General features: G+C 63.4%; 19 protein-coding genes and 1 tRNA gene. 8 read left to right on the top strand and 12 right to left on the bottom strand.

Annotated elements, in window-relative coordinates; genetic code table 11:
- Positions 1 to 15: 15 nt before the first annotated feature.
- The gene (gene tesB, locus BLR13_RS17630; RefSeq protein ID WP_074821213.1) at positions 16 to 876 is read right to left on the bottom strand and encodes an acyl-CoA thioesterase II; all 861 of its coding nucleotides are present in this window, start codon (positions 874 to 876) and stop codon (positions 16 to 18) included.
- A gap of 245 nt (positions 877 to 1,121) precedes the next feature.
- On the opposite strand from tesB, the gene BLR13_RS17625 reads away from it, so the two are divergent.
- On the top strand, positions 1,122 to 2,342 hold the full coding sequence (locus BLR13_RS17625) for a ubiquinone biosynthesis hydroxylase (RefSeq protein ID WP_074821218.1): 1,221 nt from the start codon (positions 1,122 to 1,124) through the stop codon (positions 2,340 to 2,342).
- 161 nt (positions 2,343 to 2,503) lie between these two features.
- Here BLR13_RS17625 and BLR13_RS17620 read toward each other — a convergent pair whose 3' ends face one another.
- Complete coding sequence (locus BLR13_RS17620) at positions 2,504 to 2,701, bottom strand: Trm112 family protein (RefSeq protein ID WP_074821221.1); 198 nt, start codon at positions 2,699 to 2,701, stop codon at positions 2,504 to 2,506.
- A 72-nt stretch (positions 2,702 to 2,773) separates the two neighbouring features.
- Positions 2,774 to 3,310: a TetR/AcrR family transcriptional regulator gene (locus tag BLR13_RS17615; RefSeq protein WP_074821225.1), complete on the bottom strand. Its 537-nt coding sequence runs from the start codon at positions 3,308 to 3,310 to the stop codon at positions 2,774 to 2,776.
- A gap of 95 nt (positions 3,311 to 3,405) precedes the next feature.
- Here BLR13_RS17615 and BLR13_RS17610 point away from each other — a divergent pair, with 95 nt between their 5' ends.
- On the top strand, positions 3,406 to 3,756 hold the full coding sequence (locus tag BLR13_RS17610) for a hypothetical protein (RefSeq protein WP_074821228.1): 351 nt from the start codon (positions 3,406 to 3,408) through the stop codon (positions 3,754 to 3,756).
- A gap of 16 nt (positions 3,757 to 3,772) precedes the next feature.
- Here the strand turns inward: BLR13_RS17610 and BLR13_RS17605 are convergent, their stop codons facing one another.
- Both BLR13_RS17605 and BLR13_RS17600 read right to left on the bottom strand, forming a co-directional pair.
- Positions 3,773 to 5,098 carry a PQQ-dependent sugar dehydrogenase gene (locus BLR13_RS17605; protein ID WP_074831393.1) on the bottom strand — a complete coding sequence of 442 codons (1,326 nt, stop codon included), beginning with the start codon at positions 5,096 to 5,098 and terminating at the stop codon, positions 3,773 to 3,775.
- Positions 5,099 to 5,271: 173 nt separating this feature from the next.
- On the bottom strand, positions 5,272 to 6,045 hold the full coding sequence (locus BLR13_RS17600; RefSeq protein ID WP_074821231.1) for an SDR family oxidoreductase: 774 nt from the start codon (positions 6,043 to 6,045) through the stop codon (positions 5,272 to 5,274).
- Positions 6,046 to 6,205: 160 nt separating this feature from the next.
- Between BLR13_RS17600 and BLR13_RS17595 the strand changes: the two genes are divergently transcribed.
- The gene (locus tag BLR13_RS17595; RefSeq protein WP_074821235.1) at positions 6,206 to 7,789 is read left to right on the top strand and encodes a winged helix-turn-helix domain-containing protein; all 1,584 of its coding nucleotides are present in this window, start codon (positions 6,206 to 6,208) and stop codon (positions 7,787 to 7,789) included.
- Between the two features lie 9 nt (positions 7,790 to 7,798).
- Here BLR13_RS17595 and BLR13_RS17590 read toward each other — a convergent pair whose 3' ends face one another.
- Positions 7,799 to 8,473 carry an LON peptidase substrate-binding domain-containing protein gene (locus BLR13_RS17590; protein ID WP_074821238.1) on the bottom strand — a complete coding sequence of 225 codons (675 nt, stop codon included), beginning with the start codon at positions 8,471 to 8,473 and terminating at the stop codon, positions 7,799 to 7,801.
- A 30-nt stretch (positions 8,474 to 8,503) separates the two neighbouring features.
- A complete protein-coding gene (gene trxA, locus BLR13_RS17585) occupies positions 8,504 to 9,427 on the bottom strand; it encodes a thioredoxin (protein ID WP_074821241.1) in 924 nt (307 codons plus the stop codon).
- Positions 9,428 to 9,846: 419 nt separating this feature from the next.
- Here trxA and BLR13_RS17580 point away from each other — a divergent pair.
- The 4 genes from BLR13_RS17580 (at position 9,847) to BLR13_RS17565 (ending at position 14,820) form a co-directional block, all read left to right on the top strand.
- A tRNA-Gly gene (locus BLR13_RS17580) sits at positions 9,847 to 9,921 on the top strand.
- Positions 9,922 to 10,091: 170 nt separating this feature from the next.
- Positions 10,092 to 12,431, top strand: coding sequence for a DUF2235 domain-containing protein (locus BLR13_RS17575; RefSeq protein WP_083387601.1), 2,340 nt, complete (start codon positions 10,092 to 10,094; stop codon positions 12,429 to 12,431).
- A 351-nt stretch (positions 12,432 to 12,782) separates the two neighbouring features.
- A complete protein-coding gene (locus tag BLR13_RS17570) occupies positions 12,783 to 14,045 on the top strand; it encodes a PQQ-dependent sugar dehydrogenase (RefSeq protein ID WP_074821247.1) in 1,263 nt (420 codons plus the stop codon).
- Between the two features lie 190 nt (positions 14,046 to 14,235).
- The gene (locus tag BLR13_RS17565) at positions 14,236 to 14,820 is read left to right on the top strand and encodes a c-type cytochrome (protein WP_074821249.1); all 585 of its coding nucleotides are present in this window, start codon (positions 14,236 to 14,238) and stop codon (positions 14,818 to 14,820) included.
- A 195-nt stretch (positions 14,821 to 15,015) separates the two neighbouring features.
- On the opposite strand, the gene panE is transcribed toward BLR13_RS17565, so the two are convergent.
- The 4 genes from panE to BLR13_RS17545 form a co-directional block, all read right to left on the bottom strand.
- Complete coding sequence (panE, locus tag BLR13_RS17560; protein ID WP_074821252.1) at positions 15,016 to 15,936, bottom strand: 2-dehydropantoate 2-reductase; 921 nt, start codon at positions 15,934 to 15,936, stop codon at positions 15,016 to 15,018.
- 103 nt (positions 15,937 to 16,039) lie between these two features.
- Positions 16,040 to 16,777: an SDR family oxidoreductase gene (locus BLR13_RS17555; protein WP_074821255.1), complete on the bottom strand. Its 738-nt coding sequence runs from the start codon at positions 16,775 to 16,777 to the stop codon at positions 16,040 to 16,042.
- A 128-nt stretch (positions 16,778 to 16,905) separates the two neighbouring features.
- Positions 16,906 to 17,490 (bottom strand): 2-hydroxychromene-2-carboxylate isomerase, encoded by a 585-nt coding sequence (locus BLR13_RS17550; RefSeq protein WP_074821257.1) that lies wholly within the window; start codon positions 17,488 to 17,490, stop codon positions 16,906 to 16,908.
- A 121-nt stretch (positions 17,491 to 17,611) separates the two neighbouring features.
- Entirely contained in the window at positions 17,612 to 18,217 is a 606-nt protein-coding gene (locus tag BLR13_RS17545) for a DUF2239 family protein (protein ID WP_074821259.1), read from the bottom strand.
- Positions 18,218 to 18,347: 130 nt separating this feature from the next.
- On the opposite strand from BLR13_RS17545, the gene BLR13_RS17540 reads away from it, so the two are divergent.
- Positions 18,348 to 19,013 (top strand): glutathione S-transferase family protein, encoded by a 666-nt coding sequence (locus tag BLR13_RS17540; RefSeq protein ID WP_074821266.1) that lies wholly within the window; start codon positions 18,348 to 18,350, stop codon positions 19,011 to 19,013.
- A 94-nt stretch (positions 19,014 to 19,107) separates the two neighbouring features.
- Here the strand turns inward: BLR13_RS17540 and BLR13_RS17535 are convergent, their stop codons facing one another.
- A complete protein-coding gene (locus tag BLR13_RS17535) occupies positions 19,108 to 20,487 on the bottom strand; it encodes a serine hydrolase domain-containing protein (protein WP_244525199.1) in 1,380 nt (459 codons plus the stop codon).
- Between the last annotated feature and the right edge of the window lie 37 nt (positions 20,488 to 20,524).

The following is a 20,524-nucleotide window of genomic DNA, read 5'->3' as shown; positions in this document are numbered from 1 at the left end:
CCCGGTCGCCGGCGCTTACTTGCGCTGGCGCACCGAGCCTTCCTGCGCCACCGACGCCACCAGCGTGCCGTCGGGTTTGAAGATCGAGCCGCGGGTCAGTCCGCGGCCGCCTTGCGCGCTCGGCGAATCCTGCGTGTAGAGCAGCCATTCGTCGGCGCGGAACGGGCGGTGAAACCACATCGCGTGGTCGAGGCTGGCCGGCATCATGCGCTTGTCGAACAGGGTGCGGCCGTAGCGCGCCATCACCGCATCGAGCAGCGAGAAGTCCGACGCATAGGCCAGCGCACACATGTGCAGCGCCGGATCGTCGGGCAATTTCGCCGCGGTCCGAATCCAGACGTGGATGCGGCCGTCGTCGATCTTCTGGCCGAAATAGCGGCCGAGTTCGACCGGGCGCAGTTCGATCGGCCGGTCGGATTCATAATAGCGGCGGATGAAGTCCGGCATCTCCTTGAAGATCGGCTGCTTGGAAACTTCCTCGGCGGTGAGTTTCTCCGGCGGCGGCACGTCGGGCATCTTGTCCTGGTGGTTGAACTCGGTTTCCTCGTCGTTGTGAAACGACACGATCATCGAGAAGATCGCGTTGCCGTGCTGGATCGCGGAAACCCTGCGGGTCGTGTAGCTCTTGCCGTCGCGCAGCCGTTCGACCTCGTAGATGATCGGAATCTGCGGGTCGCCGGGCAGGATGAAATAGCAATGCAGCGAATGCGGCAGCCGGCCTTCGACGGTGCGGCATGCTGCCATCATCGCCTGTCCGATCACCTGTCCGCCGAACACCCGCTGCCAGCGCGTCTTCGGGCTGTTGCCGCGGAACAGGTTCACCTCGAGCGGCTCGATATCGAGGATGGAGATCAGGTCAATGACGCCTTTGGACATGGTAGAGCTTTCGGTTTCCCGGTCATTCCGGGGCACGCGCAAGCGTGAACTATGATGCGCAATTGCGCATCTGGGAATCTCAAGATTCCCCGGGGGTGCAATTGCACCCCTGAGGTTCGATGCTTCGCATCGCCCGGAACGACGGTCGAGGAGGGTTAACGCCCCTTGTTTCAGCCCCTGTTTCGCCCAGCTAATATCAGGTAGCAAGTCCAGTCTGAAAGCGTGCGTAACCGGGTAAGGATGTCATGGCGGCACAGCGAAGCATTGTGATCTGCGGCGGCGCCTTTGCCGGGCTGGCGCTGGCGCTGGCGCTCCGTCAGGGCCTCGGGCCGGATATTCCGGTGGTTGTGGCCGATCCGGCGCTGGCGACGCGGCCGAGCCGCGATCCGCGCGCGACCGCGATCGTCGCCGCGTGCCGGCGGCTGTTCGAGGCGCTCGGCGTCTGGGACCAGGTATCGGCGGATTCACAAGCGATCCTCGACATGGTCGTGACCGATTCCAGGCTGGAAGACGCCACCCGTCCGGTGTTCCTGACGTTTGCGGGCAACGTCGAGCCGGGCGAACCTTTTGCGCATATGGTTGAAAACCGCCGCCTGGTCGATGCGCTGGTGGTGCGCGCCGAGGCCGAGGGGATCGACCTGCGCGCCACCGCGGTGTCGACCTATGACTCACGCGCCGATGGCATCGACGTGACGCTCGCGGATGGCAGCGTCATCGAGGCCAGCCTGCTGGTCGCCGCCGACGGCGCGCGCTCACGCTTGCGCGAACGCGCAGGGATTGCCACCCACGGCTGGGACTACGACCAATCCGGCATCGTCGTTACCGTCGGCCATGAGCGCGATCATCACGGCCGCGCCGAAGAGCATTTTCTACCCGCGGGCCCGTTCGCGATCCTGCCTTTGACTGGAAAGCGCTCGTCGCTGGTCTGGACCGAGAACCGCGCCGAGGCCGCGCGGATCACCGCACTCGGCGACGAGGAATTTCATGCCGAACTCGAACGGCGCTTTGGGCTGCATCTTGGCGAGATCAAGGCGCTCGACAAACCGCGGGCGTTTCCGCTCGGCTATTTCGTCGCGCGGTCGTTCATCGCCGAGCGGATGGCGCTGGTCGGCGACGCCGCCCATGTGATCCATCCGATCGCGGGGCAGGGGCTCAACATGGGCCTGAAGGATGTCGCGGCGCTGGCCGAAGTGGTGGTCGATGCGGCGCGGCTCGGCATCGATCTAGGCCAGGCCGATGTGCTCGAGCGCTACCAGCGCTGGCGGCGTTTCGACACGATGGCGATGGGACTCGCGACCAACTCGCTGAACTTCCTGTTTTCCAACGAATCGACCTTGCTGCGCACCGTGCGCGATATCGGTCTCGGCCTCGTCGATCGCGCGCCGCCGCTGAAGAGTCTGTTCATCCGCCAGGCGGCGGGCCTGTCGGGCGAAGTGCCGCGGCTGTTGAAGGGCGAGGCGCTGTAAGGGGCGAATGGCGTTTCAACCGTCATTGCGAGGAGCCAACGGGTGGCGCGAATGCGCGCCCGATGACAGGCTCCGCGACGAAGCAATCCATTCTTCCTTTGCGCGGCGCGTTGGATTGCTTCGCTTCGCTCGCAATGACGAGAAGGGAGATCGTTACGTCGTCAGTCGATCTTCCTTGCCTCTTCCGGCAGCATGATCGGGATGCCGTCGCGGATCGGATAAGCGAGCTTGGCCGAGCGCGAAATCAGCTCGTGCCGTGTCGAATCGAATTCCAGTGGACCCTTGGTCACCGGGCAGACCAGGATCTCGAGCAGCTTTGGATCGACCGTGCTGTCGAGGCGTTCAGGCGGGGCGTTCATTGATATCTCCGGCTAGGCCGTGCCTCTTTAACATAGCAAATCGGAAGATGTCATGACGCGTGCCGTCGCACGTCATGACGCTGCCATCCGCAGCAGTTCCTCGACCACGGCTTGCTGACGCGCTTTCGGCAGCGGCTGATCCGACCACGCGAAGCCCAGAAACGCCCAATAGAGAATTTGGGCGCGGGCGCGCGCCACATCCGCGGATAGGCCGGCTTGGGCCAAAAGGCTTTCGACATAGCCCAGCCGGCGGCGGTCGATCGCCTGCACGGCGGCGCGGGCCGTGGCATCGACGCTGGCCCAGGTGCGGACCGCCTTCTCCAACGTCAACCGTTCGCCGAACACCCGGCGCAGCAGCAGGGCCAGCGGTGCATCATCTTTCGAGCCGGCTTCGACATTGGCGATGATCTGCTCGGCGGCGACCTCGCGCCAGTGGCTGAGGATGGCAGCGTGGAACGCGGCAATGTCGGCGAAGTGCCAGTAAAAGCTGCCGCGCGACACCCCCATCGCCTTCGCCAGGGGTTCCGCTTTCAACGCCGTGAAGCCGCTGCCGGCCAGTGTCTTCAGGCCCTGATCGAGCCAGTCCCTTGCCGAGAGTTGATCGCTCATGTTCCGTCCTTGCGAGACCGCACCATACATTACTGTATTGACACGCGCCAGGACAGCGTCCATAACCATACAGTGCTGTATGGAGAGCCCATCAGATGCGCGATATCATCCTGCAATGCGCCGGCGTCGCCGGAATTCTGGTCGCTCTGATCCACGGCGCTCTCGGCGAAACCAAGGTGTTTGCCAGGGCGACGATCCAGCCGGAGAACCTGCGCACGCTGATCCGGCTGGTGTGGCAGGCCGGCACCGTGGCCTGGATCGGCGGCGGCGTGCTGCTGCTGGTCGCACCTTCGCTGGGATCGGAGAGCGCGCGGCACTGGATCGTCGCAACCATCGTGGCCGTGTACGGCTTTGCTGCGGCTGCCAATGCGTGGTGGTCGCGCGGCCGCGGCTTTGGCTGGAAAGCGCTTGGCGCGGTGGTCGCGCTTGCAGTCGCAGGATACTAAAGTTCTGCTGCGCGCTTCACGGGTGCGTAATCCGCCAGATCGTGCCGTTGCCGTCCTCGGACACCAGCAGCGCGCCGTCGCGGGCGACGGCAACGCCGACCGGACGCCCCCAGACCTCGGAAGCGTTGACGACAAAGCCGGTGACGAAATCCTCGTATTCGCCGGTGGGCGTACCGTCTTTGAGACGGATGCGAATGACCTTGTAGCCGGTGCGCTTCGACCGGTTCCACGAGCCGTGTTCGGCAGCAAAACCGTCGCCGCTATATTCGGCGGGGAAGGCGCTCCCGTTGTAGAAGGTCAGCCCAAGCGAGGCGGAATGCGACTGGATCAGGACATCGGGGATGGTGATCTTGCCCTTGAGGTCGGCGCGTTCGCCGGGATGCCGCGGATCCTGATTCTCGCCGATATAGAACCACGGCCAGCCGTAGAACGCGCCCCGTCGCACGCGCGTGACATAGTCCGGCACCAGATTATCGCCGAGGCCGTCGCGTTCGTTGGTCGAGCAATAGAGGTCGCCGGTCGACGGATGAACCGCGAGGCCGACGCAATTGCGGATACCGGTGGCGAAGACGCCTGCGTTCTTTCCATCGGGATCGAATGTCAGGACGCCGGCGCGGCCAGCCTCGTCGCCCCAACTGGCGCCAAGTGCCTGTTGCGCGATCCACGACGGCAATCCACCCGGCGCGCTTCCCATGCCTTCGCCAACATTGCTGAGCGAACCGACCGAAACCATCATCTGCCTGTCGTCCTTGCTGAAGACAACGTCCCGGGTGGTATGTCCGCCTTCCGGAAGTGAGGCGATCACGGTTTCCGGCTTGCCGGCAGCTTTGGTGTCACCGGATGCATAGGGAAAGCGAACGACGCTGTTGGTATTCGCCACGTAGACCCATTTCGGATTTTCTCCGCCGGGGAAGAACGCAATTCCAAAGGGTTCGTCGAGTTTATTGGCGAAGATCTTGCTGACAGCGGGCTTCGAACCGTGCTTGGCCGGACGCAGCACGCGGACCCGCCCGGCGCTGGTCTCTGCAACGAAGATGTCACCATTGGGGGCAACTCGCATCTGGCGCGGTCCGCTTAGTCCCTCGGCGAACAGCTCGATCTTGAAGCCTGCCGGAACCTGCGGCGCTGCTGACGATGGTCGCGGTACGACGCGAGAACTATTCGACGCCGAAGCCGTCGCGCCTGGTTTTGGTAAATCGCCCGGGCGAATCAGCCTGACGACACCGGGCTTGTCGGAGCGCCAGTCGCCAAACGCCGCCTCGCCGGTCAGCGGCCCGGTTTGCGCTGAAGCGTCACCGAACCCGGCGAACAGTATTGCGCTCGCGCAAATCCACCGATGCATCGATTGCATGATCCCTCGTCTGTCGCCGTCATCTGCGAAGACAGTCTAACCGGGAAAGCCATCCCACGCCGCGTTCGTTCCGGCGTGACCGTGCGATCCGACGCAATCGTGATCAGAGATACGAGATGGGGGGTCCGAGGGCGCCACCCTCAGACCCCTCACGAAAATCGCGATCAATGCGCCGGCACATTAACCTGCTTGGCCGATGCGTGGCTGAGCCAGTCCGCGAACCTGATAGCGCCGATCCGCGCCTTGCCGGCTGGCGTCAGCGATTGATCGTCCAGTTCGGAGCCGAAGTAGCGGGCGTGGACATCAGCGATCACCGCGCGCCGGTCGCCCTTTGCGGCAAGGAACTGCCGCGCCATCTCGTCGAGCGGAGCGGCGTCGGCTCCGGCGACTTCGACCGTGCCGTTGACGGGTGGTGCGACCGCAAGATCGGCGAGGGCAGCGGCAACGTCATCCGACGCAACCGGCTGGAACAGCGCAGGCGACAGTCGAATCTTGTCGCCGTCGGCGCCGGATTCAACGATGCCGCCGACGAATTCGAAAAATTGCGTGGCGCGCAGAATGGTGAAGGGCCGCCCGGACGCCTTGATCAGGTCTTCCTGCGCCTTCTTGGCGCGGAAGTAGCCGTTCTCGGGGGAGCGTTCGCTGCCGACGATGGATAATGCGAGGTGGAGTCCGACCCCGGCGGCGGCCTCGGCGGCCAGCAGGTTCCGGGTCGAGGTTTGGAAAAACGCCAGCACCGCGTCGTTTTCCCACGAAGGCGAGTTCGCGACGTCGACGACGACCTGGGCGCCGGACATAGCCTCAGCCAGGCCCTCGCGCGTGATGGAATTGACGCCCGATTTTGGCGAGGCTGCCACAACCTCGTGGCCATTTTGACGCAGCCTGCTGACAACATTGGATCCGATGAGGCCGCTGCCTCCAATAACGACGATCTTCATGATTTTTCTCCGGTTTGGTGCCCGTCCAACGGGCCGGCAACCGAAGAATGCGCGCGAGGCGGACAGAAAGCCTTGCAGCGTCATTGGATTGCTATTGAGTTTCCCTTGGAGTTTCGTCCAAGGATAGAAATCGCGGCAGTACGGGGCAGGGAGTGCCGAAGTGCAGTTCTTGTTCGAAGATTGCGTCCTCGACACCGACCGGCGGGAGTTCACCCGCGGATCGGGCGCGGTCGCCATGGGGCCGCAAGTCTTCGACCTGCTGCTCTATCTGGTCGAGAACCGTGTCCACGTCGTCAGCAAGGACGATGTGCTGGATGCGGTATGGGCCGGCCGGACCGTTTCCGAATCGACCTTGACCAGCCATATCAATGCGGTGCGCAAGGCGATCGGCGACAGCGGCGGAGAGCAGCGCCTCCTCCGCACCATCGCCCGCAAGGGATTTCGCTTCATAGGCGAGGTCAGGGAAATCAATGCGCAGGATGGGGTCGATACATCCGCGGCGAAGATCGCCAAACCGGAAGCCGCGGCCGTAACTACGCCGGCCCTTCCCGACAAGCCGTCGATCGCCGTGCTGGCCTTCCAGAACCTGAGCGGCGATCCGGAACAGGAATATTTCGCCGACGGCGTGGTGGAAGACATCATCACCGCGCTGTCGCACCATCGCTGGCTGTTCGTCATCGCCCGCAACTCGAGCTTCACCTACAAGGGCCGCGCCGTCGACGTGAAGCAGATCGGCCGCGAGCTGGGCGTGGGTTACGTGCTGGAAGGCAGCGTGCGCAAGGCGGCGAACCGGGTGCGCATCACGGGGCAGCTGATCGACGCCACGACCGGGGCGCATCTTTGGGCGGAACGGTTCGAAGGCACGCTCGACGACATCTTCGAATTGCAGGATCGGATCGCCGCCGACGTCGTCGGCAACATCGCGCCGCAGCTCGAGCGCGCGGAGATTGAGCGAGCGAAACGCAAACCGACCGAAAACCTCAACGCGTATGATTATTATCTGCGCGGGATGGCCGATCTGAATCGGGGTACGAAGGAAGCCATCGACGAAGCCCTGCCGTTGTTCGAGAAGGCCATCGAGCTCGATCCCGATTATGCGTCAGCCCACGGCGCGGCCGCATGGTGTCACTTCTGGCGCAAGGTCAATGGCTGGATGATCGATCCCGCGCGCGAGATTGCCGAGGGCATCCGGCTGGCGCGCCTGGGTGTCGAACTCGGCCGGGACGACGCGGTCGCGCTAACGCGAAGCGGCCACGCGCTGGCGCATCTCAGCGGCGATCTCGATGCCGGTATTGCCTTGCTCGATCGGGCGGTGATGCTCAATCCCAATCTGGCGGCGGCCTGGTTTCTCGGTGGATTTTTGCGGGTCTGGCTGGGAGAGCCCGACAACGCCATCGCGCATTTCGAGCGCGCCATGCGCTTTAGCCCGCTCGATCCGGAAACTTACCGGATGCAGGCCGGGATGGCAGCGGCGCATCTGTTCGCCCGTCGTTTCGACGACGCCTCTGCATGGGCCGAAAAGGCATCCAGGGATTTGCCGAGCTTTCTGATGGTGGTTGGCGTCGTCGCGGCGAGCCACGCGCTGGCCGGCCGTATCGACGAGGGCCGCCGGGCGATGGATCGCTTGCGCGCGCTCGATCCCACGCTTCGTATTTCCGGTCTCAGGGATTGGCTGTCGATCCGTCGCCCGGACGATCTAGCCGTGTTTGCCGAGGGCTTGCGACGCGCGGGATTGCCGGAGTGACGAACGAGCCTACTGCAGCCCGGTGTCGCCGCTGGTACGCTTCTTGGCGAGGTCCATCTCGGTTACCGCGATCAGGATTTCCGCGCGGGTCTTGAGGTCGGCGGCTTCCAGCATCGCCTGCTTTTCCGCCGGCCCATAGGGCGACATCATCGCGAGCGCGTTGACCAGCGCTTCGTTTGGCGCGCTCTCGATGCCTTCCCAATCCACTTTCAGATTGTTGGCCTTGAGAAAATCGGTCAGCACCTCGAGCAACGCCGTACGGTCGACGGCGTCCTCGCCCTTGCGCGCGACGAAATCGTCGACGAAGGAAAAGAAATCCACCTTGCATTGCCGGTACGCGGTCAGCACGGTGAGTTCCTCGACCACCTTGAAGCGCGAAACGCCGGTCAGTTCGAGGATGTAGCGGCCGTCGCCGGATTCGGCGAGCTGGGTGATGCGGCCGACGCACCCGACCTTGAACAGCGCCGGGCGGGATTCGTCCTTGCTGTGCGCAAGATCCGGCTGGATCATCCCGATCAGCCGGTGGCCGTCGCGCAGGGAGTCGTCGACCATCGCCAGATAGCGCGGCTCGAAGATATTGAGCGGCATCTGGCCGCGCGGCAGCAGCAGCGCGCCGGGCAACGGGAACACCGGAATGGTTTCGGGAAGTTCGCCGGGTCCGCGGTATTCGGCATTGATCGGCATCTGCGGTCTCGGGGCTAGGTCACTAAACTTCTACGAAAACAGCAGGGTCGACAGCCGCTTTCGTCCGTCCACGGTGGCTTCGTCGGCGCCGCCCCATGCTTCAAAGAACTGCACCAGTTGCTTGCGGGCGCCGTCCTCGTTCCATTTGCGATCGCGCCGGATGATTTCGAGCAACTGGTTGGTCGCTTCGGCGCGGTTGCCCTGGGCGTTGAGCGCGGTCGCCAGATCGAATCGCGCCTGATGATCGAGCGGGTTTGCGGCGACTTTCTGTTCCAGCTCGGTGACCGGACCGACGGCCTGGGCCTGCTCGGCCAGATCGATCGAGGCCTGGACCGCCTTCACGGCGGCGTCGTTGCGCTTGGATTCCGGCACCATCGCAATGGTCTGCTTGGCCTGCTCGATCGCGCCCGTCGTCACGTAGCATTTCGCCAATCCGGCCAGCGCCGCAATATTGGTGGCGTCGACACCCAGCACCTCGGCATAGATCTGCGCGGCGGCAGCGGCATCGCCTTCCGCCAGCACGGCCTCGGCCTCCCCGAGGATTTCCGCGATGTTCGGCTCGCCCGGCGCCGCCACGCCCTTGGTGAGCTTGTCGATGAAGGCGGTGACCTGGCTCTCCGGCACCGCGCCCATGAAGCCATCGGCCGGCTGGCCGTTGACGAAGGCGATCACGGCCGGGATCGACTGAATTCCCATCTGGCCGGGAATCGCGGGATGCTCGTCAATGTTCATCTTGACCAGCTTCACCTTGCCCTTGGCCGCGCGGACCGCCTTTTCAATGATCGGCGTGAGCTGACGGCAGGGACCGCACCAGGGCGCCCAGAAGTCGATCAGCACCGGCTGGCGCTTCGATTCCTCGATGACGTCCTGAACGAAGGTCTGGGTGGTCGTCTCTTTGATCAGATCGGGTACTGCCTGCGGCGCCGGGCCGCCGCCCTGCTCAATGATGGTCACGGTATCCTCGCCTGATGTCTCGATAAAATGCTGGATGGGTCTGACCGGCCGCTTCTAGCACGGCTGGAGATCAAGTTCTTGTCAGCTAAATGGCGGTTTGGACGCAAAAATCAATCCGCACCGGGCTCCGCCGGACGACCCGTTGGCCGTGGCGAACCGGGCCCTGATCCAGCCGATCGCGCCGGCGATCCGCCTCGATTCGTCTCCCCGGAATGCTTCAGCCCGATCCCGGGTTCCCGAGATCGGCGAAAAGGGCCGGATTAGGTCCGTTTCGGCGTCGTTTCGACCCGATTCGTGCCTATTTGTTAACAGGCGCGGATTATTCGGATGGCGCCAGATCGCGTTCGCACTGTTGCATTCGCGGTCGGCATTTGGCATAGCTCTGCCGTTGTCGGCGAGCGATCGTCGCCATCTCGGATGCGGGTGTAGCTCAGTGGTAGAGCACGACCTTGCCAAGGTCGGGGTCGAGGGTTCGAGCCCCTTCGCCCGCTCCAAGATTTTCTCAATTGGCAAATCACTGACGCAACGACAGGCCGCCTTTTGGCGGCCTTGTTGTTTTTTGATCCGCAGGTGTGACCCAGCTCGCTTTTTAATCCGCTGGGAACGTGCGATGCTTCGACACCTGAGGTTGTAGATTCATTTTATACCTCGGCGGGGCATTCCCATGGGCCGAAAAATCATCCTGCTGTCGGACGGCACCGGCAATTCGGCTGCCAAGGTCTGGCGCACCAATGTCTGGCGCACGTTCGAGGCGCTGGATCTTTCCGGCAACGACCAGGTCGCGCTCTATGACGACGGCGTCGGCACTTCCTCGTTCAAGCCGATGGCAATCCTCGGCGGCGCGTTCGGCCTCGGGCTGCGGCGCAACGTCATCGCGCTCTACAAGTTCGCCTGCCGCAACTACCACGACTCCGAAGACGAACTGTTCGGCTTCGGCTTCAGCCGCGGCGCCTTCACGATCCGGATCGTGATCGGGCTGATCGTCAGCCAGGGGCTCGTCAAGGCCGACAGCGAGGCCGAACTCGACAGCCTGGCGAAGGCCGCCTACCGCGCCTATCGCCGGGCGCGTTACAAACACCTGAAGCTCGAGCGGCCGTACCAGGCGATCCGCAACCTGTTCCCTCCGCACTATCCGCCGAAGGAGGTGCGCAAGCACGTCAAGATCCGATTCGTCGGGGTCTGGGATACGGTCGCCGCCTACGGCATGCCGATCAGTGAGATGACCGCCGGCATTCACAAGTACCTCTGGCCGATCGAACTTCCGGACGACCATCGGCCGCACCCCGATATCATGCGCGCCTGCCAGGCGCTGGCGCTGGACGAGGAGCGAACCACCTTCCACCCCCAGCTCTGGGACGAGAGCGACGAGGAAAGCGGCGGGAAAACCGTCGATCCGCAAGGGCGGCGTTTCATCAAGGATGAGCGCGTCAGCCAGGTCTGGTTCGCCGGCGTGCACACCAACGTCGGCGGCGGCTATCCCGACGATGCACTGGCCTACATTCCGTTCGTCTGGATGATCACCGAAGCGCAGCGCTGCGGGCTCCGGTTCAAGTCGGACTACGCCAACCAGCCCGACAAGCCGGACCTGATGCGAGCCGATCCGGACACGTTCAAGAACGCCATTTCGAAACGGGACAAGGACGGACGGCTCTACGATCCGCGCAAGGGGCTCGGCGGCTATTATCGCTACGGGCCGCGCAAGCTGGTGCCTCACTTCTATCGGGAATCGAAGAAGGAGGAGGATGACGAGATAGAGGTCCAGCGCGCCAAGATCCACGAGAGTGTTTTCCGGCGCATCGACAACCATGCGCAGGCCTATGCGCCGGTCGGGCTTCCGCCGTTCTATGACGTCGTCAAGGAGGATGGCGAGATCGTATCGCCGGATCAGTTCAGGATAGCGCCCGATCGCGAACCCTTCGAAACCAGAACGGAAGGGGCGCAACGCGCGCTGGCGCAGGAACACGTGTGGAACTGGGTCTGGGCGCGCCGCATCGCCTATTTCGCCACCGTCGGCGCGACGGTGTGGCTGCTGATGTTCCCGCTCCTGAGCAGCGCGCAGAAGGTCGACGAGCTCACCAGTCCGTTCCGCTGGGCGTCCGACCTGGTCCGCTTCCTCGGCTCGTTTTTACCGAACTTTGCCTCGACCTGGACCGATGGCTATGCCCGCGCGCCGGAATGGTTCCTTGTCATGGCGGGCCTGGTCACAGGCCTGCTGTTCCTGTCCTCCAAAATTGCGTCGCGCACTTCAAGCGTGATGGCCTCGATCTGGGGGAAAACGTCCCACGCGCCCACGGGCCTGCCGGACAACTTCGTTTATCGTCTGCGCAGCAACCGGTTCTACATCGGCTTTCATGAAGGTCTGAAAAGGAAGATAGCGCCGGCCTTCTTCGCGGTGATGTTCGTCTATCTCGCCGCCGGTCTCGTCAGCCATTTGCTTTTCGATGTGCTTGATGTCGCCGGGGCGACCTGCGAAGGCAGCAAGCCTCCTTTGGTCGAGCTGAAGGAGCCCGGTCCGAACACTGATCCGAAGGACACGAAGAGTAATCCGGTCGATTTCGGACCATCAGACCTTTGCGTGCCGACAGGCATCATGCTCACGCGCGGCGCGCACTACCGTGCAACGATCGTACCGGTCGAACCGGTTCAAGCGTGGAGCAATGGCCTCACGCACTACGACTTTCCGATCGGCGGGTTTCCCACGATAGCGCCGCCGCCCTGGTACATCCGCCTCTATTACTCGCTGCTCCTGCCATTTCGGCGCGAGTTCAACCACGACTGGTTCCGGATCGTGCTGCGGTTTGGCGAGGTGGGCGGCGAAGAAACGTTTTACGACCCGGATCCCACCGATCCCGTCATCCAGTTTCCGTTCAGGCCGACCCGCGATGGCGAATTGTTTGTTTTCGTCAACGACGCCGTAATCGGAATTCCGGGCCTGTATCGCGCCTTCTACCGCAACAACACCGGCACGGCCCGTCTCACCATCGAACGGCTAAAAGGGAGGTAGTGCGATCGGCCGGAAACGGCTGCGATCCCGCTCGCGGGTCCAGGTACCTCGGCGCCCAGCCGAACTCACGCCGCGCCCTGGCGCTGCATTCCGCCCAAACGTCGCGTGCGTTAGCTTCGCACGAATATTGCGCTGCACGCGCGCGGTCGCAAAAAAGTCCCAAACGAAACCGCGGGCCAGAAAATTTTCTCTCAATTCGTTTCGGTCTGACCGAGCAGAGTATCGTACGCTTTTCACCCGCACTGGATGTGCTACCATTTTGCCGTCTGTTCCACCTCACCAGACCAAATTCGTCTCTCGAACGTTCAAAAATAACAGGCGCAGCTACCAGGCTGCATAGGGAGTGACGCGATGAAATCGGCCTTCAATCGATCTATTCTTGCGCTCACGGCGATCCTCGTTGTCGCGGGGGCCAGTCAGGCCAACGCACAACAGAAGCCGCTGAAGAAATACGAGTCCGGCACCAAGGAGTTCTGGACCCATCCGCCGGACGACTGGTTCCTCGGCGATGAAACCGAAGCCCAGAAGGGCCTGGCGCCGCCATCCGGTCCGCCGACCGGCTCTTCCGACGCCGAACTGGCGACGCTGATGAAGAAGATCAAGCTGCCCGCGGGCTTCAAGATCGAGGTCTATGCCTCGAACGTACTGGCGGCGCGTCAGATGGCCTGGGGCGACAAGGGCACGCTGTTCGTCGGCTCGTTCGGCCTCGGCAACGTCTATGCGATCACCGACAATGGCGGCAAGAAAGAGGTCAAGACCATCCTCAAGGGCCTCAACATGCCGACCGGCCTCGCGTTCCGCGACGGCGCGCTCTATGTCATCGCGGTCGACAAGCTGATCAAGTACGAGAACGCCGAAGCCAATCTCGACAAGCTCGGCGACGGCAAGGTGGTGTATGACGACATGCCGTCCTACGCCGCGCATGGCTGGAAATACATCGCGGTCGACAAGGAAGGCTGGTTCTACATTCCGTTCGGACCTCCCTTCAACATCGGCATTCCCCCGACCAGCGTGTCGCAGATCCGCCGCGTCGATCCCAAGACCGGCAATGCCGAGGTCTATGCGCTCGGCGTCCGCAACAGCGTCGGCGGCGACGTCGATCCCCGCACCGGCAAATACTGGTTCACCGAAAACGCCCGCGACTGGATCAGCGACGATCTGCCGAGCGACAAGCTCAACATGATCAACAAGATCGGCGAGCATTTCGGCTATCCCTATTGCCACCAGGGCGATTTGCCGGATCCGAAATTCGCGATGGGTCACAAGTGCTCGGAATTCACACCGCCGGTGCTGAACCTCGGCGCGCATGTGGCTCCGCTCGGCATGAAGTTCTATACCGGCGATCAATTCCCCGCCGACTACAAGAACTCGATCCTGATCGCCGAACACGGCTCGTGGAACCGGCATAAATACCAGGGTGCGAACATCACGCGCGTCACCGTCGGTCCCGATGGCAAGAACGCCAAGAAGGAGGTCTTTGCATCCGGCTTCCTCGAAGGCGACCAGGGCTACCTCGGCCGTCCGGCCGATATCATTCTGGCCAAGGACGGCTCGATCCTGGTTGCCGACGACTGGGCCGGTGCGATCTACCGCATCAGCTACAGCAAGAAGTAAGGCTTTGGCGAAGAAAGGCTGTGGCAGGTCCAGTGATGGAACTCGCCGCAGCCTTTTCATTTGAGATGTTGGCGATCCCACTTCGATCGTCATGCCCGGGCTTGACCCGGGCATCCATCAAAACAAGAAATTTTTGCAAACGTGATGGATTGCCGGGTCAAGCCCGGCAATGACAGCCAAAGGAGCTGCGATGCGTAAAACGTTAATCGGGACGACGTTGGCGGCGCTGATCGCCTGCAGCTCGCTTGGCCATGCCGCCGATATCGCCGCCGGCAAGGAGAAGGCCGAATTGTGCGCCGGCTGTCATGGCGACAACGGCATTTCGCAGACCGAGAACATTCCCTCGCTGGCGGGCCAGCTCGATCAGTTCATCCAGTGGCAACTGGTGTTCTTCCGCGCCGGCACCCGCAAGAACGAGCAGATGCAGCCGGTCGTCGAACAGCTCACCAACGACGATATCCGCAACCTTGGCGCCTATTTTGCGCAGCTCGCGCCGCCGAAGGCGTCGAAGCCCGACGATAATCCCGATCTGTCGAAAAAGGGCGCCCAGGCCGCCGCCGGGCGGCGCTGCGCCTCATGCCATACCGACAGTTTCGCCGGCACCAAGGCGGTGGCCCGCATCGCCGGCCAGCGCGAGGAATATCTCGTGAAGGCATTGCGCGACTACAAGTCGGGCGTCCGGGCCGGCGGCGCCATGGCTGTCATGGCCGACGTCGCCTATCCCCTCAGCGAGGAGGAGATCGAGGCGCTGGCGCATTATCTGGCGAATTTGTGAGATGCCGGCTTTGCGCGCTTACCCTCCCCTGGAGGGGGAGGGTGGGCACGCATCGCAAGATGCGTGACGGGGTGGGGTGATCTCTCAACTCGGGCACTGTTCGCGAGGAGGGACCGTCACCCCACCCCGCCGCTTCGCGTCGACCCACGAGCGAGCTTCGCTCGTCTCGGACCCCTCCAGGGGAGGGTAAGAACATCACCCCCGCTGTTTCTCATACGCCTTGAGATGCGTGTAGGCCGTGCGCAGCTTTGCCAGCGGCACCTTTGCGGCATCGCCACGCGCGACGAGATCGCCGATGACGTGATCCGCCTCGATGGCGGCGCCTGCCTTGATGTCGCGAAACATCGACGCGGTCATTTGCGAGCCTTCTGATGTCAGCAAGCCGCGGGTGCGTTCGAAGAACGGCCCGGTCGGCGCGTGGCCGGCCGCTTTCGCGATCGCGCTGGTCTCATCCAGCATGCCGAGCATGAAATCCCTGCCGTTCGGTGCGGCCAGGATATTGCCCACTGATGTCCGCATCAGGCAGGTTGAGGCTGCGAGGGTGGAGAGAAACACCCACTTCTCCCACATCTCCTGCACGATGTTCTCGCTGGCAACCGCGCCGGTGATGCCGTTGGTCATGATCTTGGCGATGGCGCGGACGCGATCCGACATTGTGCCGTCCCGTTCGCCGAAATTGAGCGACTGCATCGGCGCGAGCTGCACGACCTCTCGCTTCTCGTTGAGGGTGGCCGCGATCGCACAGAGGCCGCCGAGCACGCGCTCGCGGCCGAACTTCTGGTCCAGAATATCCAGATGCAGCATGCCGTTGAGCATCGGAATAACAGACGTCTGCGGCCCGACCGCCGGCGCGAAAGATTTGATGGCGTCGTCGAGGTCGAAGGCCTTGCAGCTCAGCAAAATGACGTCGAATTTCTCCGTGAGCTTATCTGCCTGCACGGTCGGCGGATTTTTCAGCGTGACGTCACCGTTCGGACTCTTGATGACGAGACCGGCGCTCGCGAGCTCGGAAGCGCGCTTCGGCCGGACCAGGAACGTCACGTCGTTGCCTGCCTGAAGCAGCCTGCCGCCGAAATATCCGCCGATGGCTCCGGCGCCGACCACGAGAACGCGCATGACAAGGATTCCTTTTGTTGTTGTTCTTAGGGGGCGAATAGCGAGTGGCGAATGGCGAATAGGGGAAAGCCCATTCGCCATTCGCTACGCGCCAATCGCCATTCTACCACTTCTCGCCGAACGGGCGAATCTCCAGTTCGAACGTCCAGGCGCTGCGCGGCTGCTGGTAGAGTTGCCAATAGGACGCGGCGACCGAGGCGGGCGGCATCAGGAGGTCGGGATTATCGAGCGCTTCCTTGCCCCAGAGCTGTTCGCGGCGCTCGCGCACCCAGGCGGTGTCGACTCCGGAATCGATGATCAGGTGCGCGACGTGGATGTTTTTCGGCCCGAGCTCGCGCGCCATCGATTGCGCCACCGCACGCAGTCCGAACTTGGCGCTGGCAAAGGCGGCAAAGCCGCTGCCGCCGCGCAAGGACGCGGTCGCCCCGGTGAAGAAGATATTGCCCCTGCCGTGCGGCACCATCAGCCGGGCTGACTCGCGCCCCGCCAGGAAGCCGGCCCAGCAGGCCATTTCCCAGACTTTTCGAAACACGCGGTCGGTGGTTTCCAGAATCGGAAAATTGACGTTGGCGCCGACATTGAAGATGCAGACTTCGAGCGGGGCGTGCGTGTCGGCGTCGTTGAGGAAGGCTGCGACCTCGTCTTCCTTCCGTGCATCGAGCGTGCGCGCCATGATCGATCCGCCTGACGCCTCGATCTCCTTGACCAGCGGCTCCAGCTTGGCACCGTCGCGCCGGCCGGCGAACACGGTAAAGCCTTCGGCGGCGAATTTCTTGGCGATCTCGCCGCCGATGTAATCGCCGGCGCCGATGACGGCCACGGTGGCGTTGCGTTTTTGCATTTTGCTCTCCAGTCCTCATCCTGAGGAGCGACGTCTTCGCCGCGTCTCGAAGGATGGCGCCAAAAACCGGCTTTCATGGTTCGAGACGCCGCGCGAATGCGCGGCTCCTCACCATGAGGGTCACAGACCTATTTCCCCGAAACCATTTCCTCGACTTCGCGCAACTGCTCCTTGCCGAAGAACATTTCCTTGTCGACAAAGAAGGTCGGCGAGCCGAACGCGCCGCGTTCGACGGCGGCTTGCGTGTTCTCGATCAGCTTCGCCTTCACCTCGGGCTCCTGCGAACGCGCCAGCAGCTTTGCCGCGTCGAGGCCGGAGGCGGTCAGCGCCTTCACCGCGACTTCCGGGTCGTCCATTTTCTTCGGTTCGACCCACATGTGATGGAACGCGGCCTCGACATATTTTTCGAACACGCCCTCGAGCTGAGCGGCGACCGCCGCCCGCATCAGGTTCAGTGTGTTGACCGGAAAGAACGGGTTCATGACGTAAGGCTTGACGCCGAAGCGCTTGACGAAGCGCTCGGTCTCCAGCGCGTGAAACTCGCGCTTGTTCTTGATGCCGGCGAGCGTTTCGGCCGGGGACTTGTTGTTGGTCGCCTTGAAGATGCCGCCGAGCAGCACCGGGACATATTCGAATTTCACGCCGGTGCGCTTTTCGATCGCCGGGATCGCCTCGTGGCTCAGAAAGGCATTCGGGCTGCCGAAATCGAACATGAATTGCGGATTTGAGCTCACGGCGGTCTCCCCAAGGCGGCGGTTCTTATATGACCCCTATCATTTCAAGCCTAGCGGCTCGGATCGACGGGATCAACCGGACTTGCCTCAGTTTCTTGCCTCAGATTTCGCGCGGAAACGCCCGCTCCGCCAGTCTGGCGGCGTGGTCGCGGATATCCGCGGGCCATTCGGCGATCAATTTTTCGAAACGGCGCGGGTCGGTGGCGAACAGCGCACGGATCGCCTCCTCGTAATGCGGCCGGTTGCCGGCCATTACGGACATGAAGCGATAGGCCGCTTCCTGCCCGAGGCGGATACGGTCCCCGTCCTCGTTCAGGCGCCGTGCCTCGTCGACCAGCCTGCGGATCGCCACCGAGGCGCCGCCCTTTTGCTGCGCCAGCCAGTCCCAATGCCGCGGCAGCAGCGTGATTTCGCGTGCGACCACGCCGAGTTTCGGTCGGCCCGGACCGCGGGGCGCAGCGATCGCGGTATCTTCGCTCGCCGCGGGCGTTGTGGCCGGCGGAATTCGCGCCAGCACGTCGTCGACCGAGCCGCGCAGGTCGAGATCGACGAGCGCGCTGGACCCGCCTTCGAAAACCAGGATCGAGGCGTCCTGGCGCCGGTCGAGCGCCTCCCGCGCGGCACGCGCGACGTCGCGGAGACTGCCCGATCCGATGCGGCGGTCCCCCTCAAAGGCGACATAGGCTGGGTCGATGGCGGGATTCATGGGATTCCTCAGGTTCACAGCTATATTACCCGGGTAAATTAGTTCTGTCAAAAGGCCCGTCCAGCGATGACCTATCTCGACTTTCGCGCGGCCGGCTGGCACCAACGCGCCATCAATCCGGGGGACGGCCATGCTGACGGTGCATCATCTCAACAATTCCCGCTCGCAGCGCGTGCTCTGGCTGCTCGAAGAGCTCGACGTCCCCTACGAGATCGTCCGCTATCAACGGCAGCCGGACATGCGCGCGCCGAAGGAACTGCGCGCCATCCATCCGCTCGGCAAGTCGCCCGTGATCACCGACAACGGCAACACCATCGCGGAATCGGGCGCGATCTGCGAATACCTGATCGGCACCTACGGCAACGGCCGCCTGATTCCATCAGCGAATACGCCGGAGCGGCTGCGCTACACCTATTGGCTGCACTACGCGGAAGGCTCCGCGATGTCGCCGCTGCTGCTGAAGCTGCTGTTCACGCTGATGCCGAAGCGGGCGCCGGCCTTGCTGCGGCCGCTGGTGCGCAAGGTTTCGAATCAGGCGCTGACCACGCTGGTCAATCCGCAGCTCAAGCAGCACATGGATTACTGGGAAGGCGAACTCGCCAAGAGCGAATGGTTCGCCGGCAGCGATTTTACGGGCGCCGATATCCAGATGAGTTTTCCGCTGGAAGCCGCCGCTGCGCGCGGCGGACTGGAACAGGGCCATCCCAAGGCGATGGCGTTCCTCGAACGCATTCATGCGCGCCCGGCCTATGCGCGGGCGTTGGAAAAGGGCGGGCCGTATGTGATTGGGCGGTAGCATCCGTCCCGTCATTCCGGGATGGTCCGAAGGACCAGACCCGGAATCTCGAGATTCCGGGTTCATCGCTGCGCGATGCCCCGGAATGACGGCCTCAAGGCTGCACCGCCCCAATCACTTCCTTCACCAGCCGCCCGAGTCCTCTGATATCCCCGGTCGGATCGACGCTGTCGCCGAGACGCACCACGACCAAATGCTGCGACGGCATGATCACGATGCGCTGGCCAAGATCGCCGGACGCAAAGAATGCGTCACGGGGAATACCGAGCCGCACGCGTCCCCTGGCGGAGGGGTGATCGCTGCGATTGGTCCAGAACCCGGCGCCGTAGTCGGTGTCGAGCGTCGCGGCGGCCGAAAAATCCACCCAGTCCTCGTGCAGGATGCGTTTGCCGCCGACGATGCCGTCATTGAGATAGAGCAGGCCGAATTTTGCCCAGTCCCGCGCGCTCGCCAGCATGTAAGTCGAGCCCTGCAACGTGCCCGCGCCGTCGAATTCCAGCGTGACGTTGCGCATGCCGAGCGGATTGAACAATTCGCGCCACGCAAACGCCAGTGTCTGCTCCGGTCCACCGACGGCATCGCGGATGATGCGCGCCAGGATTTGCGTGGTCGGGCTGGAGTAGGCCCAGCGCGAGCCCGGGGGGGCGACGACGGCGGCGTTGACCGCGAAGCCGGCCATGTCGTTGTGCAAATACACCATCTGGCTGGAGGGATCGAAACCGCTATTGGTTTCGTCGAGCGCCAGCCCGGTGGTCATGCGCAGGAGGTGCTCGACCTCGATCTCGCGCCTGAGGTCGCCGCGCCATTCCGGGATCGGCGCCGGCATCGATGGCGTCACCAACCCTTGCTGCGTCAGGATGCCGATCAACGCGTTGATGACCGACTTCGTCATGGAAAAACCGAGCAGCGGCGTGTCGATTCCGATGCCGTCGGCATAGCGCTCGGCAATCACCTTGCCGTCATGCACGACGACCACCGCCTTGGTCCGCCGGAACGGCGGCTCGGCGGGCTCCTCGAAGGCATGATCGAGCGCGGTCCTCAGTGCGGGATCGGACGGCTGCACGATGCCGGGGCCGGCAATCTCGCCCAGCAGCGGCGGCGCTTTCGGCACCTTCAGCGCATCGAGGTCGCTCTTGAGGACATAGGGGTCGGGGCCGTGCAGCAGCACGCAGCCGAGCCCGTCATGAAAGACTGCGCGGCTGCCGAGCAATCCCGCCGCCGACGCATCGACCGTCTTCGCGGCGCGATCGACCTGCATCCGAAGCACCAGTCGCAAACGGCGCAGGCCGTCGCGCCCGATGGTTTCCGCGAACACGGTCTGCGGATCGAGGCGCGAGACGAATGTCTTGGAACAGACATTATGCGCAACCACGCCGGTGGCGACCCGAATGGCGCGATCGGGACGGGTGATGACGCCGGCGGCCGCCGTTGCGGTCAGCACCAACCCGACGGCGACCCACTTCAGCCAGCGCACGCGCTTTCTCCCCAACCGATCCGTCGGCGACGCGGTT

The sequence above is a fragment of the Bradyrhizobium ottawaense genome (genome assembly GCF_900099825.1).
Classification (GTDB): Bacteria; Pseudomonadota; Alphaproteobacteria; order Rhizobiales; family Xanthobacteraceae; genus Bradyrhizobium; species Bradyrhizobium ottawaense_A.
This window is presented reverse-complemented; position numbering and strand designations above follow the sequence as displayed.